We start from the raw sequence: 16,436 nt of genomic DNA on the forward strand, positions 1-16,436 counted from the left end.
CGCCCCTGACGGGGCTTAACCCGTCGGGCCCTTCACCGACCAGCCGGGGGACTGCGGGTGGGCCATGAGGTTTTCGTGGCGGACCTCGCCGCCGCAGGTCGTGCAGGTGACCGTCGGGATCAGTTCGTTGCCGCAGATGTGCTCGATCACCATGGGGCGATCGTCGTCTTCACGGAGATGGCGGTCGCCCCACGCCATGAGCGTCATCAGGACCGGCTCCAGTTCGAGGCCCGCCTGCGTCGGCCGGTACTCGAAGCGCTGCGGGCGCTCGCTGTAGACCTGCTTGTCCAGGACGCCCGCGTCCACCAGCCGCTTGAGGCGCGTCGCCAGTACGTCGCGCGGTGCCCCGATGTTGCGGACCAGCTGGTCGAAGCGGCCGTTGCCGAGGCAGACCTCGCGCAGGACCAGCAGGGAGTACTTCTCGCCGACGATCGCCAGGGTGTCGGCGATGGAACAGGGGCGCGGATCTCCGGAGGCGGGCATGTGCCCAGTCTAGGGGAGGGTTTGCTTTTCCAACTCACCGAGCTATGGTGAGTTTGATTTTCCTACTCACTGGTAGTCGTGGAGGTCGGCCCCATGCGTGACGCCGTGATCGTCGAAGCCGTACGCACCCCCATCGGCAAGGGCAAGCCCGGCGGAGCCCTCGCCCATGTCCACCCCGTCGAACTCCTCGCCCACACCCTGCGCACCCTCGTCAACCGCACGGGCATCGACCCGGCGCTCGTCGACGACGTCATCGGCGGCACCGTCGACCAGGTCGGCGAGCAGGCCATGAACACCACCCGCTACGCCGTCCTCTCGGCGGGCTTCCCGGAGACGGTGCCCGCGACCACGGTCGACCGGCAGTGCGGCTCCTCGCAGCAGGCCGTGCACTTCGCGGCCCAGGGCGTCATGGCCGGGGCGTACGACCTGGTCGTCGCCTGCGGGGTCGAGTCGATGAGCCGGGTGCCGATGTGGTCCAACGTGCCGCCGGGCAAGGACCCGTTCGGCCCGGGTGTCGCCGCCCGCTACCCCGAGGGGCTCGTGCCGCAGGGCATCAGCGCCGAGCTGATCGCCGCGAAGTGGTCGATCGGACGCGAGCGGATGGACGCCTTCGCGGTGTCGTCCCATCGGAAGGCCGCGGCGGCCTGGGACGGCGGCCTCTTCGACGCCGAGGTCGCGCCTTTGGACGGGGTGTCGCGGGACGAGTGCGTACGGCCCGGCAGCACGCCCGAGATCCTCGCCGGGCTCAAGCCCGCCTACTTCGACCCCGGCTTCGCCGAGCGGTTCCCGCAGATCGAGTGGAACGTCACCGCGGGCAACGCGAGCCCGATCAACGACGGTGCCTCGGCCGTGCTCATCGCCTCCGGGGAGACCGCCGACCGGCTCGGGCTGCGCCCGCTCGCCCGACTGCACAGCTTCGCCGTCACCGGCTCCGACCCGCTGCTCATGCTCACGGGTGTGGTGCCGGCCACCGAGAAGGTGCTGCGCCGGGCGGGGCTGGGGCTCGACGACATCGATCTCTTCGAGGTCAACGAGGCGTTCTCCAGTGTCGTTCTCGCCTGGCAGCAGGAGACGGGGGCCGATCTGGGCAAGGTCAACGTCCATGGGGGTGCCATCGCCCTGGGGCATCCGCTGGGTGCGAGTGGGGTGCGGCTGACGACGACGCTGGTGCACGCCATGCGGGAGCGTGGCGCTCGCTATGGGTTGCAGACGATGTGTGAGGCGGGTGGGCTGGCGAACGCGATGGTGTTGGAAGCGGTGTGAGGTGGGGCGGGGGAGGTCGTGGGTGGGGAGGTCGTGGGTCGGGTGCGGGTGGGTGGGGGCTTGTCGCGCAGTTCCCCGCGCCCCTGGGGGACGGCCCTGCGGGCCTGTCCCCCGTGAGGCTGTTGCCCCCGTGAGGCCGCCGCGCCCGTGGGTCCGTCGCCCCCGTCGGTCCGTCGCCCCCGTGAGGCCGCCGTGTCCGTGAGTCCGTCACCCCCGTGAGGCCGTCACCGCCGTGAGGCCGTTGCCCCCGTGAGGCCGTCGCCCCCGTGGGTCGGTCGTCGCCATCAGGCCGTCGTGCCCATCGGCTCGTCTTCCCGTAAGTGTGGAGGGCCCTCTGGCTCAGCGGGCTCGCAGGTGGTGGCGTTTGCGCCAGGCGATTGTCGCGCCGATCAAGGCCGGGATCGCGATGCAGGCCATGGCGATCAGGAAGGCCGGGGAGGTCGGGGACGAGGCCTGGGCGCCGGCCACGGCGTAGGCGGCGGTGTTGGGGATCGAGCCGAGGGCGGTGGCCAGGAGGAAGGGGAGGTAGCCCATGCGGGAGACGGACGCGCAGTAGTTGGCCGCCCAGAAGGGCACTCCCGGGAACAGGCGGGCCGCCAGCATCGAGCGGAAGCCGTGGCGGCTGAGCTGGCCGTCCGCCGACTTGAGCCAGCGGTGGCGGAGGAGGGGGCGCAGGGCGTCCTGCCCGAGCATCCGGCCCAGGCCGAAGGCGATACCGGCGCCGAGGACCGTGCCCGCGAGCGCCGAGGCCAGGCCCAGTTGGGAGCCGAAGAGGGCGCCCGCCGCGAGGTTCAGGATCGGCCGGGGGACGAAGGCGACCGTGCACAGCCCGTAGGCCACCGTGAACACCAGCGCCGCCGCCGCGCCGCTCAGCTGGGGCGGCCAGCCGTCCGCCAGCAGCCGCTGCGGCTCGAACAACAGCATCGTCGACACGGCGCCCACCAGCAGCGCGACGAGCAGCGAGAAGCGCGCCCATGGCGAGAACAGCACTCTGCCCCAGCGGCCGGCACGCCCCAGCGGCACGGCTGGAACGGCGACTGGTGCGGCGACGGCGAGCTCCGTGGCGGGGGTCCGGGGAAGGACCGTGGCGGTGCCCCCAGAGCGGGTGGTGGCATCGAGCATTCGACGACGGTAACCGACCCATGTATGTGTATGCCGTACGGAACGTCTCACGGGGGTCACAGCAAGCGGAACAGCGGGCTCGTCGGGCACAGTGTGCTCGGGGCCCCGACGAGCGCCGCGAGCCGTGCTGCCTGCGTCTTCGGGAACACGCACAGCGTCGCCTGACCGTTCATCCCACACACCTCCCTGTGAAGCATCTCTCTTCGGCCTCACCTCCGAACTCGCCCGTACCGAAAACCATTCGACGCGGGCCGACCCGTCGACGATGATCGACGTCATGTTCCGGCACGCCTTCGTTCTCGCCGCATCCGCGACAGTCGCGGATGCCCCGAAGGCTGCCCTTCTGATCGTCGTGGCCGCCGCAGACGGCGCCCGAAGCTGACCCTTCCCGGACATTCCGGCGGACCCCGCAGGGGGAGGGTCGGCAAGACCTCGGGGTCCCCGTCCCGGCCGCGCCCGTAGTCGCGCCGGGGCCATCACTGAAGTACCGCTGAAGAGACTTCGAGGTACCCCCATGTCCAAGACGGCTTACGTCCGCACGAAACCGCATCTCAACATCGGCACGATGGGCCATGTCGACCACGGCAAGACCACCCTGACCGCCGCCATCACCAAGGTCCTCGCCGAGCGCGGGGCGGGCACGTTCGTGCCGTTCGACCGTATCGACCGCGCCCCCGAGGAGGCGGCGCGCGGCATCACCATCAACATCGCGCACGTGGAGTACGAGACCGACACCCGGCACTACGCGCACGTCGACATGCCCGGTCACGCCGACTACGTCAAGAACATGGTCACCGGGGCCGCGCAGCTCGACGGGGCGATCCTCGTCGTCTCCGCGCTCGACGGGATCATGCCGCAGACCGCCGAGCACGTGCTTCTGGCCCGGCAGGTCGGGGTCGACCACATCGTGGTCGCCCTCAACAAGGCCGACGCGGGCGACGAGGAGCTCATCGACCTCGTCGAGCTGGAGGTCCGCGAGCTGCTCACCGAGCACGGCTACGGAGGCGACTCCGTACCCGTCGTACGGGTCTCCGGGCTCAAGGCGCTCGAAGGGGACCCGCGGTGGACGGCGTCGGTCGACGCGCTGCTCGACGCGGTGGACACCTACGTCCCGATGCCGGAGCGGTATCTGGACGCGCCGTTCCTGTTGTCCGTGGAGAACGTCCTCACCATCACCGGTCGGGGGACCGTCGTCACGGGTGCCGTCGAGCGGGGGACCGTCCATGTGGGCGACCGGGTCGAGGTGCTCGGCGCCGATGTGGAGACCGTGGTCACCGGGCTGGAGACCTTCGGCAAGCCCATGTCGGAGGCGCAGGCCGGGGACAACGTGGCGCTGCTGCTGCGCGGGGTGCCGAGGGACTCCGTCCGGCGCGGGCATGTCGTGGCGGCGCCCGGCAGTGTGGAGCCCCGGCGGCGGTTCACGGCGCGGGTGTATGTGCTGTCGGCGCGGGAGGGCGGTCGGACGACCGCTGTGTCGAGTGGCTACCGTCCGCAGTTCTACATCCGTACGGCGGATGTGGTCGGGGACATCGACCTCGGTGAGGCCGCGGTGGCCAGGCCGGGGGAGACGGTCACCATGGCGGTCGAGCTGGGTCGTGACGTGCCGTTGGAGGCGGGTCTCGGGTTCGCGATCCGTGAGGGCGGTCGGACCGTGGGAGCGGGGACCGTGACGGCCGTTCAGTAGGGGGTGCGGTGTGCGGGGGACTGCGGGCCGGTTCGTGGCCGGTCGCGCGGTCCCCCGCGCTCCTCTCGGGGCGCCGCACCGCTCCATGGCCAAGCGGTTCACCCGGCACAATGGGGCCGTGAACGACGCCATACCCGTGTCCCGGGCCATCGACCAGGGGACCGCCAAGCTCATGCCCGATGTCGATCGGGAGCGGGCCTGGCTGTTGACCGTGGACGGGGCGCCGCAGTCGTACGTCGATCTGGACGAGCCCACACATCTGGAGTTCGAGTACGCGCGGCGGCTCGGGCATGTGCTGGACACGGTGGCGGAGCCCGGGCGGGCGCTGGACGTACTGCATCTCGGTGGGGGCGCGCTCACGCTGCCCAGGTATGTGGCCGCCACCCGGCCGGGGTCCCGACAGGACGTCGTCGAGTACGACCGGGGGCTGTCGGACCTGGTCGTCGAGCAGTTGCCGCTGCCTAGTGACGCGGGGATCGCGGTGCACGGCGCGGACGCCAGGGAATGGCTGGAAGCGGCCCCGGCGGACTCCGCCGACGTGCTCGTCGGGGACGTGTTCGGCGGCTCGCGCGTTCCGGCGCATCTGACGACCGTGGGATACGCGCGGGCCGTCGAGCGGGTGCTGCGCGCGGACGGGGTGTATCTGGCGAATCTGGCCGATGCCGCCCCGTTCGCGTTCCTGCGGTCCCAACTGGCCACGCTCGCCACGGTGTTCGAGGAACTGGTGCTGATCGCCGAGCCGGGGGTGCTGCGCGGCCGGCGGTTCGGCAACGCCGTTCTCGTCGCCGCCCATCAGCCGCCCGACGTCGCCGTGCTGGCCCGGCGTACCGCCGCCGATGCCTTCCCCGCACGGGTCGAACACGGGGCGGCGCTGCGCGACTTCATCGGCGGCGCGTCACCCGTGCGCGAGGAGGACGCCGTACCGTCACCCGAGCCGCCCGACGGGGCCTTCGGCATCGGCTGAGCCGGGCTCGGCGTCGGGCTCGGCGCCGGTCTTGGCCAGGGCAACCGGCTTGCTGTGCCGGGTCAGGTTCCGTACGTCCCGTACGCACAGCACCGCCGCCGTGGCCACCACGCACAGCGCGGCGCAGCCCCACAGGGCCGCCGTACGCCCGAAGGCGCTCTCCGCCGGGCCCGCCAGCGCGGCGGCGAGCGGCACCATCGCCACCGAGCCGAACCAGTCGTACGCGGAGACCCTGGACAGCTTGTCCTCCGGGATCTCCTGGTGCAGCGCGGTCATCCAGGAGACGCCGAACACCTCGATCGACAGGCCGCTGACGAACATGGCGAGGCACAGCACGGCGATCGGCACCGGCACGGCGAGCGCGGCGGAGGGCAGGGCGAACGGGAAGACGCACAGGACGCCCACGAGGAGGAGGCGGCGCGGCTTCCAGCGGGCCATGAGCAGCGCCCCGACGGCGTTGCCGGCCCCGTAGAGGCCCAGCGCCAGGCCCCAGGGGCCGGCTCCGCCGAGGCTGTCGCGGGCGACCTGGGGGCCGTAGACCGCGTCGGCGGCGACGATGACCGCGTTCACGAGGGAGAACTGGACCACGATCGCCCACAGCCAGGTGCGTCCGGTGAACTCCCGCCAGCCGTCGCGGAGATCGGCGAGCAAGCCGCCACCCGGGACGCGCTCCGGTATGTGGCTCACGTCGAGGAAGGCGCGCACGGCGCCGGCGAGGGCGAACGCGGCCGCGTCCACCGCGAGCACCCAGCCCGGGCCGATCAGCGCGACGAGCACCCCGCCGAGGGCCGCGCCGCTCATCGTCGCGCCCTGCGACGCGAAGCGGAACAGCGCGAAGGCCCGACCCGCCTGCTCGGCCGTGACCGAGGACAGGAGCATGCCCTCGGCGGCCGGGTTGAAGAACGCCTGGCCGGTGCCGCCGAGCGCGGAGAGCAGCATCATCTGCCACAGGTGGGCCTCGCCGGTGAGCACGAGCATCGCGAAGACGGCCTGGGACAGGCAGTTGAGGGCGTTCGCCGCGACCATCACGTGGTGCCGGGGCAGCCGGTCCGCGACGGCGCCGCCGATCAGCAGGAACAGCACGAGCGGCAGAGTCCGTGCCGCCGCGACCAGACCGACGTCCCCGCCGTCGCCGCCCGTCTCCAGGACCGCGAACGCGGCCGCGATCAGGGCGCCGTGGCTGCCCAGGTTGGTGACGACCGCGGCCGTCGTCAGCAGGGTGTAGTTGCGGCCTGCCCAGGCGGGGCGGCGGAAGGCGGCGGGAGTCGTCACCTGCCGACTATCGCCGCCCCCGGCCCTCCTGCCAAACCGTTTCCTCCGGGCATACGGCCAGATCGGGCCAAGAGGACACGGTCCCGGGCGGACCGTGGCCGGGGGCCACCGACGTCACGCCCGGACGCCACCGGGGGACCGAGGCGGAGGGCCGTGGAACGGGCGGCTCCCTCACCCGCCCGGCCCCGGCCCCGCCCCCGCACCCGGTACGCTCAGCCGCCGGTCGGGTCGCCGTAGAGGCGTACCGTGCTGAGGATCTTCTTCACCGTCGCGTCCGGGACCTCGTCCTTGACGTCCTTGGCGCCGTGGAAGGTCCAGGAGACGAAGTCACCGGCCGAGTTCTTGAAGGCGAAGGTCGTGGCCTTGCCGTCGGTGTCGCACTTGTTCTTCTGGGCGACGCCCGTCGAGTACGTGGTCGCGACACTGCCCTCGACGCCCGACGCCGTCGTGTACGGCTCGGGCTTGCCGACGGTCATCTTCTTCTTGGACGCGTCCTTCTGGTCGGTGTAGCCACCGAAGACCCACCACGCCGAGTCGTTGCGGGCGATGTCGTCGGCGCCCTTCGCGCCCTGCTGGCCCTTGGTGCCCACGGCGGCGAGGGAACTCGACTCCTCGTTGCCGTCCTTGTTGTCGTCGGACGTGCACCAGTTCTCCTTGAGGACGGCGGGCGCCGACATGCCGATGAGGACCGACCCGTCGCCCTTCTCACTGTCCTCGAAGCCGATGAAGGTGTCGGGCGACTGGACCTCCCACTCGGCGGGCACGTCGAAGGCCGTGCCCCACTTCGGGTTGACGACGACCTTCCAGCCCTCGATGGTCGGCTTCGCCCCGGCCTCCTCACCGCGCGGGTTGTCCTCGGTGCTCTCGGACGCGGTCGGCGACGAGGAGACCGACGGCGCGGACTGGGTCTCCTTCTTGTCCTTGTCCCCGTCGCCGCCGAGGACCAGGAAGCCCGTCACACCGGCCGCCACGACGACGGCCGTGGCCGCCACGATCGCGACCAGCTTCGTCCGGTTGCCGCCGCCTCCGCCCGACGTAACCGGCGGACCTGCGGGGGCCGGCGCGCCCCACTGCGGTTGCTGCCCGTACTGGGCCTGCTGGCCCGTCGACTGGTATCCGGGCTGCTGGTAGGGGTTGGGTTGCTGGTACCCCGGTTGCTGGTATCCCGGCTGTCCCGACTGGTCGTACCCCGGCTGCTGGTACGGGTTCGGCTGCTGCGGATGGTGCTCGCCCCCGGGCGGCTGCTGCTGTCCTGGCCACATGGCTCGTAACCATAGATGTGCCAGGGGGCGGGGTGCCACGGGAGTTTAGGAAGCAACTTTGCGGTCGGGACGAACGGCTCCAAAACACCCCGGGGCGACGACTTTTGACCCGCCGTCCCGTGCGTCCCCTGGCCTGGCCGTATGGGTGGTCGCGATACGACGATCACACCGCTGTCCCTGGTCAGAAATGGCTACTCGTGGGTAACCTCCGGGTATGAGCGCAGACCAGATGTCGATCGGCGAGATGCTCGCCGCCACGGTGCCGATGGCCAGGACCCTGAACCTGGAGTTCCTGGAGACCACGCCGGAGAAGGCCGTGGTGGCGCTGCCGGACCAGGGCCAGTTCCACAACCATGTCGGCGGGCCGCACGCCGGGGCGATGTTCACGCTGGGCGAGTCGGCGAGCGGGGCGATCGTGCTCGCCGCGTTCGGGGACCAGCTCTCCCGCGCCGTGCCGCTCGCGGTCAGCGCGGAGATCGCGTACAAGAAGCTCGCGATGGGCCCGGTCACGGCCACCGCCACGCTCGGTCGCCCCGTGGCCGAGGTCGTCGCCGAACTCGACGCCGGACAGCGCCCCGAGTTCCCCGTGGCCATCGCCCTCCAGCGCGCCGACGGAGCCGTGACCGGCGAGATGACCGTCGTCTGGACCCTGCGCCCCAACGCCTGAACCGAGCCCGCTCTCCGGCCCTCGTCGCCTCCTCTCCCCCAGGGGTGCGACGAGGGCCATCCGTTCACCTCATTGACACGAGTCACTCGAGGTCCTAGTTTCCGCGCCGACACGCGCACCCGTGGTTCACCACGACGGCCTGCACGAAGGAGTGACGGCTCATGTCAGAAACCGTGTCCCGGCGTTTCGGCGCCACCCTCCCCAGGCGCCTGGGCTTAGCGGCGACCGCCTTCGCCGCCGCCTTCGCCACAGCCCTGGCGGCCCCCGCACCCGCGCGGGCCGCCACCCCCGCCGCCCCGCAGCCCACCCTCGTCCGCACCGACGTCGGCTGGGTCCGCGGTGAAACCACCGCCGAGGGGCGGCAGTTCCTCGGTATCCCCTACGCCCAGCCGCCGGTCGGCGAGCTCCGCTGGACCGCACCTCGGCCGGCCCGACCCTGGCAAGGGGTGCGCGAGGCCCGAGAGTTCGGCGACAGATGTGTGCAGACGGCGAGTTGGGACCCCGGCTACGAGCAGCCGAGCCACACCGAGGACTGCCTGGACCTCAACGTCTACTCCCCGCAGGGCAGCGCACGCCGCCCGGTCATGGTCTGGCTGCACGGCGGCGGGCTCACCGCGGGCGCCGGCGAGGACATCGTGCCGGACACCTTCGCCCGCCGCACCGGCACCGTCGTCGTGACCGTCAACTACCGCCTCGGCGCCATGGGCTTCCTCGCCACGGCCGGCCTCGACGCCGAGACACGCGACGGCGTCTCCGGCAACTTCGGGATGCTCGACCAGCAAGCGGCCCTCCGCTGGGTACGGTCCAACATCGGCCGCTTCGGCGGCGATCCGGGCCGGGTCACCATCGCGGGCGAGTCCGCGGGCGGCCGCTCGGTCTGCACCCAGATGGCCTCACCGACCGCGAAGGGCCTCTTCCGCGCCGGGATCGTGCAGAGCGGCGCGTACGGCGACTGCGCCGCCCGCACCCATGAGGCGGCGGTCGAGCAGGGCGAGACGTTCCTGGCCAGGCTCGACTGCGCGGACGTGGCATGCCTGCGCGGCAAGCCGGCCGAGGAGATCCTCGCCGCCCAGGCCGGACTGCCCTGGGGCCCCGTCGCCGGCGGCGGCTTCCTGCCCGTACAGCCGTCGCGGGCGTACGCCGCGGGCGCGGCGGCCGGGGTGCCCGTCCTCAACGGCGCCAACCAGGACGAGGGCCGTCTGTTCGCCTTCGCCCGCTTCGACGGGACCGGCGCCCCGCTCACGGCCCAGCGGTACCCGGACGTCATGCGGACCGACTTCGGCGACCGCGCCCTCGCCCGCTACCCGCTGTCCGACCACCCCTCGCCGACGCTCGCGTACGCCACCGCCCAGGGCGACCAGCGCTTCGCCTGCCCCGCGCTGCGGCTGAACCGGACCCTCGCCGGCCGCGGACCGGTGTACGCGTACGAGTTCGCCGACCGCACCTCCCCGCCCTTCGCCTCCCTCCGGAACCTGGACACCGACTTCGACTTCGGCGCCACCCACGTCAACGAGGTGCAGTACCTCTTCCGGCACTTCGGCCTGGAGGCACCGCTGAACGGCGAGCAGCGCGCACTGTCCCGCCAGATGACCGAATACTGGGGCTCCTTCATCCGTGACGGCGTGCCGCGGGCGGCCGGCCAGCCCGCGATCCCGGCCGGGGGTGGCAAAGTGCTCACCCTCCGGACCGCCACGCAGGGCGGCAACGCGCTGAGCACGGCCGTGCACGGTGAGCACCGGTGTGACCTGTGGGACAACCTGGAGAACTCCGTCGCCGTCCGAGTAAGCGGGTAGGCTGCCCCGGCGCGCGCTCCGTCGTGAGCGCGCGCCGGGGGCCAAGATCCGGCTACAGGGAAGGAACCGGCGTTGCACGTCCAGGAGTGGCTCGAAACAGTGCCTCCGCTCGCCATCTACCTGCTGGTGGGTGTGGTCATCGGCCTGGAGAGCCTGGGCATCCCGCTGCCGGGCGAGATCATCCTGGTCTCCTCCGCGCTGCTCGCCTCCCAGCACGGGGAGATCGACCCGTTCGTCCTCGGCGCCTGCGCCACCGCCGGCGCGATCATCGGCGACTCGATCGGCTACGCCATCGGCCGCAAGGGCGGACGCCCGCTGCTGGCCAAGCTCAACCGAAGGTTCCCCAAACACTTCAGTGAGAGCAACATCGCCGTCGCCGAGCGCTCCTTCGACCGCTGGGGCATGTGGGCCGTCTTCTTCGGCCGCTTCATCGCCCTCCTCCGCATCTTCGCGGGCCCCCTCGCCGGCGTGCTCCAGATGCCCTACTGGCGCTTCCTCGTCGCCAACGTCCTCGGCGGCATCCTCTGGGCCGGCGGCACCACCGCCGTCATCTACTACGTCGGCGTCGTCGCCGAGGCCTGGCTCAAGCGCTTCTCCTGGCTGGGCCTGGTCCTCGCGGTCCTGATCGGCGTCGCCTCGATGCTGGTGATCAAGCGCAAGGCGAAGAAGGCGGCGGAGAAGGCGGAGGAGGCGGAGGGCGACCTGGTGACCGCCGGGGAGGCCTGACAGGAGCGCGGGGCCGTATCGAGGTGCGGCTCCGCCGCGTGGGCAGGACCAGCCGCATCAGGCTTGACGACGGCCCGGGGACGGACGGGGGGGCGGCCCTGGGACGGCCCGGGGACGGTCTACACGCCGTACTCCTCCTGCGCTTCCCGGTGCGCCTTCGCCAACTCCGCGTAGTGCGTCCCGTTCAAGGTCACCATCTCCCGCTCCTCATCGGTGAGGGGCCGCTTCACCTTCGCCGGCACCCCCGCCACCAGCGACCCGGGCGGTACCCGCATCCCCTGCGGCACCAGCGCCTGCGCGGCCACGAGCGAGCCGGCACCGATCACCGCGCCGTTCAGAACGGTCGCCCCCATCCCGATCAGACAGTCGTCCTCGACGGTCGCCCCGTGCACCACCGCGTTGTGCCCGATCGACACCCGCTCGCCGATCGAGACCGGGAAACCGGGGTCGACGTGCAGCGTGCAGTTGTCCTGGACGTTGGCGTCCGCGCCGATGACGATCGGCTCGAACTCGGCCCGCAGCACCGCCCCGTACCAGACGCTCGCGCCGGGTCGCAGTGTCACGTCGCCGATCACCACCGAGGTGGGGGAGACGAACGCGGCCTCCTCCACGTCCGGCTTCTTGCCGCCGAATGTCGTGATCAGGGCCCGCTGCCGGTTCATCGCCGCCTCCTGGTGGTGGCCTCGGTGGCCGTGGTGGATCAGTTCTCCCCCGCACCGTAAGCCATGGGGAGGGCGTCGCGTGGGGTGAAGATCACAGCCGTACGGCGTCATGGGGTGCCGCGCGGTGAGTACGGTGAGCGGGTGCCGAAGAGCAGGAACACGTTCTCGTCCTGGCAGCGCCGCCTGGCGCAGCGCGCCGTCCACGCGGGCTGGGCGTGGCTGCAGCGCACGGGGTCGGTGACGGCCGAGCGTCCCGGCCGCTTCCGCTTCGGCGCGATGGGAACCGGTACCAGACTGGCCTTCCCGCTGGGCACGGTCTTCGGTGAGCCGTGGATCCATCTGGGCTCCCACTGCATCATCGGCGAACAGGTCACGCTGACCGCCGGATTGATGCCCGACCTCGATCTCGGCGCCGAACCGATTCTCCGGATCGGTGACGGGGTCGTCCTCGGGCGGGGCAGCCATGTCATCGCCGACACCACCGTGACCATCGGCAGCGACTGCTACTTCGGGCCGTATGTGTACGTGACGTCCACGAACCACTCGTACGACGACCCGCACGAGCCCATCGGCAAGCAGTGGCCGCGTATGGACCCGGTGTCGATCGGGCCGGGGTGCTGGATCGGTACGGGGGCCGTGATCCTGCCGGGCGCGCGGGTCGGGCGGAATGTGGTGGTGGCCGCGGGGGCGGTGGTGCGGGGGGTGGTCCCGGATCACTCGGTGGTGGCCGGTGCGCCTGCGCGGGTCGTGCGGCGGTGGGATCCGGTGGAGGGGTGGCAGCCGCCGATTCGGACGCCCGCGCCCGTTCCGATACCTGACGGGGTCACGTCGGAGCAGTTGTCGGCGTTGGCCGAGTGGGATGCGGAGGGGGCCGGGGGGTCCGCGTAAGCGCTCGGGGGTCGGGTTGTTCGTCGGGTGCGGAATCGTGCTCTCAGCCTGTCGCCAGGAGGACTGTGCCGACCAGGGCCAAGCCCGCGCCGGCCGCCTGGGCCGTGCGGAGGCGTTCGCCGAGCATGCCCCGGGCGGCGAGGGCGGTGATCACCGGGTAGAGCGAGGCGAGGACGACGGCGACGGTGACCGGGCCCCGCTGGGCGGCGGGCGCGTACGTGCCGTTGGCGGCGACGTCCGCGAGGCCGACGAAGGCGAAGGCCGGGAGGGAGCGGTACGGGAAGCCCTCTGGCGGCAGGGTGGGGGTGCCGCGCCGCATGGTGGCGCAGAGCGCGGTGCCGCCCGCCACGACGTTCGTGACGCGTTGGACGAACAGGGCGAGGAACAGGCCGGTGAGCGTGGTGGACGCCTCGGCGATCAGGGCCATCACCGCGCCGAAGCCGAAGGCGGCGAGGAGGGTGAGGAGCAGGGCCTGGCGCTGGACGGGGGCACCCTTGACCTGCGGGCCGCCCGCGAGGACGACCCCGGCGACCGCCACCAGGATCCCGACGAACTGGAGCAGTCCCGGGCGCTCGCCGAGGACGAGTCCCACGTCGGCCGGGACCGCCACGCCCAGGGAGCCGAGCAGGGAGACGACGCCCATGGGGCCCAGGGCGAGCGCCCTGTAGAAGGCGAGCATCGTGACCGGGCCCACCAGACCGGCGGCCACGGCGAACCACAGCTGAGGGCCCGCCTCGCTCCAGCCGCCGGTCGCGACGACCAGTGCGCCCGGCACCACCGTGGCGATCGACTGGGAGACGACGACGACCGTCAGTGCGGGGACACGCCGGGTGAGCAGTCCGCCGCCGAAGTCGGCCAGACCCCACAACAGGCTGGTGGCCAGCGCGAGGGTCGGGTCATCGAGCGGCCTCGCAGTACAGTTCGGTGAACGATGGGTGCACCACACCGTAGTTCATTGCATTGCACTCTGCCATTCGGAATATTGGACGGAATGTGTCGGATCTCGACCTGCTGACCCAGTCCCTGGCGCGGAACGTCAAGCGCTGGCGCACCGAGCGCGGCTTCACCCTGGACACCCTCGCCGCCCGCGCCGGAGTCAGCCGCGGCATGCTCATCCAGATCGAGCAGGCCCGCACCAACCCCAGCCTCGGCACCGTCGTCAAGATCGGCGACGCCCTGGGGGTGAGCATCACCACGCTGCTCGACTACGAGCAGGGCCCCAAGGTCCGGGTCGTGCCGGCCGAGCAGGTGGTCCGGCTGTGGCACACCGACGCGGGCAGCTACAGCAGGCTCCTCGCCGGAACCGAGGCGCCCGGCCCGCTGGAGATGTGGGAGTGGCGGCTGATGCCGGGGGAGGGCAGCCGGTCGGACCCGCACCCGGCCGGCACCGTCGAGATCGCCCATGTCATGGCGGGTGAGCTGACCCTCACCGTCGAGGGCGCGGAGTACCGCGTCCCGGCCGGTGCGAGCGTCACCTTCGAGGCCAACGCGGCGCACGAGTACGGCAATCAGGGTGACGTGCCGACCGAGATGGTGCTGACGGTGTCGGTGCCGCCCGTGCACTGAGATGCCGACTCGGCCGACCGCGGGGCTTTGTTAGCGTGCGGCCCATGCGCGCACCCATCGGAGACTTCGACCACGCCACCCCCGCCCCGGACTGCCTCGCCGACCTCGTCGGCCCGGTCGCCGACGCCGTACGCGGCTGGAGCGGCAGCGTGTCCGCCGACGAGATCCTCTACGTCGAGACGGACCCGCGGTGGGCCGACACCGCGGTGTTCGTCCAGCACTACGGGCAGGAACTGCTCGAACAGTCCGCGAACTGCGTGGTCGTCGCGGGCAAGCGGGGCGGCGAGTCGACGCTGGCCGCGTGTGTCGTGCTGTCCACCACCCGCGTCGACGTCAACGGTGTGGTCCGTCGCCAACTCGGCGCGCGCAAGGCCTCGTTCGCGTCGATGGACACCGCCACGGGGGAGACCGGGATGGAGTACGGCGGCATCACGCCCGTCGGGCTGCCCGGGGCATGGCCGGTCCTGGTGGACGCGGCCGTCGTCGAGCTGCCGTACGTCCTGGTCGGCAGCGGGCGGCGGCGCGGCAAGCTGCTGGTGCCGGGGAAGGCGTTCGTGGAGCTGCCGAACGCGGTGGTGCTGGAGGGGCTGGGGGTCGCCTGACCGGCCGACCCCGGTGTCGGAACGCCGTCACCGGGCCCCGGGCATGTGGCCCGGAACCCGGCGAGGTGCGGCGAGGGGTCGGGCTCAGGCGGCGGCGGTGTCCGCCTGGGCGGTGAGCTGCTCCAGGACCTGGGTCAGACCGGTGACGACCTCGGCGTCGTCGGCCGGGTGGGTCTCGGCGAAGCGGACGACGGAGCCGGGGATGGAGAGCTTGGCGTCCTCCAGGACCGTGCCACCGGCGATGCCGACGGACTTGCGGGTCTCGTCCTGCGCCCACACACCGCCGAACTGGCCGAACGCGGTGCCCACCACGGCGACCGGCTTGCCGGTGAAGGAGCCGGCGCCGTACGGACGGGACAGCCAGTCGATGGCGTTCTTCAGGACGGCCGGGATGGTGCCGTTGTACTCGGGGGAGAAGAACAGGAAGCCGTCGGCCTGGCCGGCCGCCTCGCGCAGTCGCGCGGCGGTGGCCGGGAGGGCGGCCTCGGTGTCGATGTCCTCGTTGTAGAACGGGACGTCGGCCAGGCCTTCGTACAGCTCGATCTCGACGCCCTCGGGGGCGTGCTTCACGGCGGCCTCGGCGAGCTGGCGGTTGTGCGAACCGGCGCGAAGGCTGCCGACGAGCGCGAGGATGCGTACGGACATGAGCTGACTCCTAGCGAGGGTGAGCGGGGAAAGCTAAACGGACCGGGGTCCGTTGAAATTTGTAGCACCTATCCGGACCGGGGTCCACTTGTCTGTGGTGAGCGTTACGCTCTTTTCATGAAAGAGACGCTGCCGCCCTTCCCGGCGCCTCAGGAACCCGACCCCCTCGATGGACTGCTGAGTCTCGCCCCGACCACCGCTGACCAGCCCCGACTGCGCGCGGACGCGGCCCGCAACCGCACCCGCCTGCTGGAGGTCGCCGCCCGGCTCGCGGCGGAGTGCGGGGCCGCCAACCTGACCATGGAGGCCGTGGCGACCGCCGCCGAGGTGGGCAAGGGCACCGTCTTCCGGCGGTTCGGCGACCGGTTCGGGCTCATGCTGGCGCTCCTCGACCACCAGGAGCGGGAGCTGCAGGCCGCGTTCCTGACCGGCCCGCCTCCCCTCGGCCCCGACGCGCCGCCCGTCGAGCGGCTCCGGGCCTTCGGCGCGGCCGTCATCCGCCACGAGTACGCCCACCGCGACCTCTATCTCGCCGCCCGCGCCGACGTCCCCCGCCGCCACACCAGCCCGGCCAACCAGCTCCGCCTCGGCCATCTGTGCATGCTGCTGCGCCTCGCCGGGACGCCGGGCGACATCGAACTGCTGGCGCAGACCCTGCTGGGCTATCTGGACATCCACCTCGTGGACCATCTCGTCGGACGCCGGGGGATGCCCCTCGACCGGCTGGAGCGTGGATGGGCGGCGCTGGTGGAGCGGCTGGTCGTGGCGGCATGACTCCGGAGGGCCCGAGACAGCAAAAGCGACTGCTTGGTAACTTGAGGGTGGGTGTCGGGGAGC

General features: G+C 71.9%; 17 protein-coding genes. 10 read left to right on the top strand and 7 right to left on the bottom strand.

Translation table 11 applies throughout. From position 1 onward, the window contains the following. Nucleotides 1–15 precede the first annotated feature (15 nt). A complete protein-coding gene (locus ACWD26_RS37600) occupies nucleotides 16–483 on the bottom strand; it encodes a winged helix-turn-helix transcriptional regulator (RefSeq protein WP_451277115.1) in 468 nt (155 codons plus the stop codon). Nucleotides 484–576: 93 nt separating this feature from the next. Between ACWD26_RS37600 and ACWD26_RS37605 the strand changes: the two genes are divergently transcribed. Next, nucleotides 577–1,746 (top strand): thiolase family protein, encoded by a 1,170-nt coding sequence (locus ACWD26_RS37605; RefSeq protein WP_451277117.1) that lies wholly within the window; start codon nucleotides 577–579, stop codon nucleotides 1,744–1,746. Nucleotides 1,747–2,085: 339 nt separating this feature from the next. Here the strand turns inward: ACWD26_RS37605 and ACWD26_RS37610 are convergent, their stop codons facing one another. Then, the gene (locus ACWD26_RS37610) at nucleotides 2,086–2,868 is read right to left on the bottom strand and encodes a TVP38/TMEM64 family protein (protein WP_451277119.1); all 783 of its coding nucleotides are present in this window, start codon (nucleotides 2,866–2,868) and stop codon (nucleotides 2,086–2,088) included. A 514-nt stretch (nucleotides 2,869–3,382) separates the two neighbouring features. Here ACWD26_RS37610 and tuf point away from each other — a divergent pair. Together tuf and ACWD26_RS37620 are read left to right on the top strand one after the other, a co-directional pair. Next, complete coding sequence (gene tuf, locus ACWD26_RS37615; protein WP_451277121.1) at nucleotides 3,383–4,552, top strand: elongation factor Tu; 1,170 nt, start codon at nucleotides 3,383–3,385, stop codon at nucleotides 4,550–4,552. A gap of 118 nt (nucleotides 4,553–4,670) precedes the next feature. Then, nucleotides 4,671–5,516 carry a spermidine synthase gene (locus tag ACWD26_RS37620; RefSeq protein WP_451277123.1) on the top strand — a complete coding sequence of 282 codons (846 nt, stop codon included), beginning with the start codon at nucleotides 4,671–4,673 and terminating at the stop codon, nucleotides 5,514–5,516. On the opposite strand, the gene ACWD26_RS37625 is transcribed toward ACWD26_RS37620, so the two are convergent. Then, entirely contained in the window at nucleotides 5,478–6,788 is a 1,311-nt protein-coding gene (locus tag ACWD26_RS37625) for an MFS transporter (protein WP_451277125.1), read from the bottom strand. The two genes, ACWD26_RS37620 and ACWD26_RS37625, sit on opposite strands and share 39 nt — an antisense overlap. Before the next feature lie 212 nt (nucleotides 6,789–7,000). Beyond that, nucleotides 7,001–8,050, bottom strand: a complete 1,050-nt coding sequence (locus ACWD26_RS37630) for a hypothetical protein (protein WP_451277127.1) — start codon at nucleotides 8,048–8,050, stop codon at nucleotides 7,001–7,003. 214 nt (nucleotides 8,051–8,264) lie between these two features. On the opposite strand from ACWD26_RS37630, the gene ACWD26_RS37635 reads away from it, so the two are divergent. From ACWD26_RS37635 to ACWD26_RS37645, 3 genes are all read left to right on the top strand, one after another. Then, a complete protein-coding gene (locus tag ACWD26_RS37635; RefSeq protein WP_451277129.1) occupies nucleotides 8,265–8,717 on the top strand; it encodes a DUF4442 domain-containing protein in 453 nt (150 codons plus the stop codon). A gap of 161 nt (nucleotides 8,718–8,878) precedes the next feature. After that, nucleotides 8,879–10,510 (top strand): carboxylesterase/lipase family protein, encoded by a 1,632-nt coding sequence (locus ACWD26_RS37640; RefSeq protein ID WP_451277131.1) that lies wholly within the window; start codon nucleotides 8,879–8,881, stop codon nucleotides 10,508–10,510. A gap of 72 nt (nucleotides 10,511–10,582) precedes the next feature. Then, nucleotides 10,583–11,236 (top strand): DedA family protein, encoded by a 654-nt coding sequence (locus tag ACWD26_RS37645; RefSeq protein ID WP_451277133.1) that lies wholly within the window; start codon nucleotides 10,583–10,585, stop codon nucleotides 11,234–11,236. Nucleotides 11,237–11,355: 119 nt separating this feature from the next. Here ACWD26_RS37645 and ACWD26_RS37650 read toward each other — a convergent pair whose 3' ends face one another. Then, a complete protein-coding gene (locus tag ACWD26_RS37650) occupies nucleotides 11,356–11,898 on the bottom strand; it encodes a gamma carbonic anhydrase family protein (protein WP_451277135.1) in 543 nt (180 codons plus the stop codon). A 141-nt stretch (nucleotides 11,899–12,039) separates the two neighbouring features. Between ACWD26_RS37650 and ACWD26_RS37655 the strand changes: the two genes are divergently transcribed. Beyond that, nucleotides 12,040–12,786, top strand: a complete 747-nt coding sequence (locus ACWD26_RS37655; RefSeq protein ID WP_451277137.1) for an acyltransferase — start codon at nucleotides 12,040–12,042, stop codon at nucleotides 12,784–12,786. A 43-nt stretch (nucleotides 12,787–12,829) separates the two neighbouring features. On the opposite strand, the gene ACWD26_RS37660 is transcribed toward ACWD26_RS37655, so the two are convergent. Further along, on the bottom strand, nucleotides 12,830–13,732 hold the full coding sequence (locus ACWD26_RS37660) for an EamA family transporter (RefSeq protein WP_451277139.1): 903 nt from the start codon (nucleotides 13,730–13,732) through the stop codon (nucleotides 12,830–12,832). A 47-nt stretch (nucleotides 13,733–13,779) separates the two neighbouring features. Here ACWD26_RS37660 and ACWD26_RS37665 point away from each other — a divergent pair, with 47 nt between their 5' ends. Together ACWD26_RS37665 and ACWD26_RS37670 are read left to right on the top strand one after the other, a co-directional pair. Then, nucleotides 13,780–14,352, top strand: a complete 573-nt coding sequence (locus ACWD26_RS37665; protein WP_451277141.1) for a helix-turn-helix domain-containing protein — start codon at nucleotides 13,780–13,782, stop codon at nucleotides 14,350–14,352. A 44-nt stretch (nucleotides 14,353–14,396) separates the two neighbouring features. Further along, nucleotides 14,397–14,954 carry a YbaK/EbsC family protein gene (locus ACWD26_RS37670; protein WP_451277143.1) on the top strand — a complete coding sequence of 186 codons (558 nt, stop codon included), beginning with the start codon at nucleotides 14,397–14,399 and terminating at the stop codon, nucleotides 14,952–14,954. Nucleotides 14,955–15,038: 84 nt separating this feature from the next. Here ACWD26_RS37670 and ACWD26_RS37675 read toward each other — a convergent pair whose 3' ends face one another. Continuing rightward, complete coding sequence (locus ACWD26_RS37675; protein ID WP_451277145.1) at nucleotides 15,039–15,599, bottom strand: NAD(P)H-dependent oxidoreductase; 561 nt, start codon at nucleotides 15,597–15,599, stop codon at nucleotides 15,039–15,041. A gap of 117 nt (nucleotides 15,600–15,716) precedes the next feature. On the opposite strand from ACWD26_RS37675, the gene ACWD26_RS37680 reads away from it, so the two are divergent. After that, nucleotides 15,717–16,373 (top strand): TetR/AcrR family transcriptional regulator, encoded by a 657-nt coding sequence (locus tag ACWD26_RS37680; protein WP_451277147.1) that lies wholly within the window; start codon nucleotides 15,717–15,719, stop codon nucleotides 16,371–16,373. The last annotated feature ends 63 nt before the right edge of the window (nucleotides 16,374–16,436 follow it).

The sequence above is a fragment of the Streptomyces sp. NPDC002787 genome (assembly GCF_053592095.1).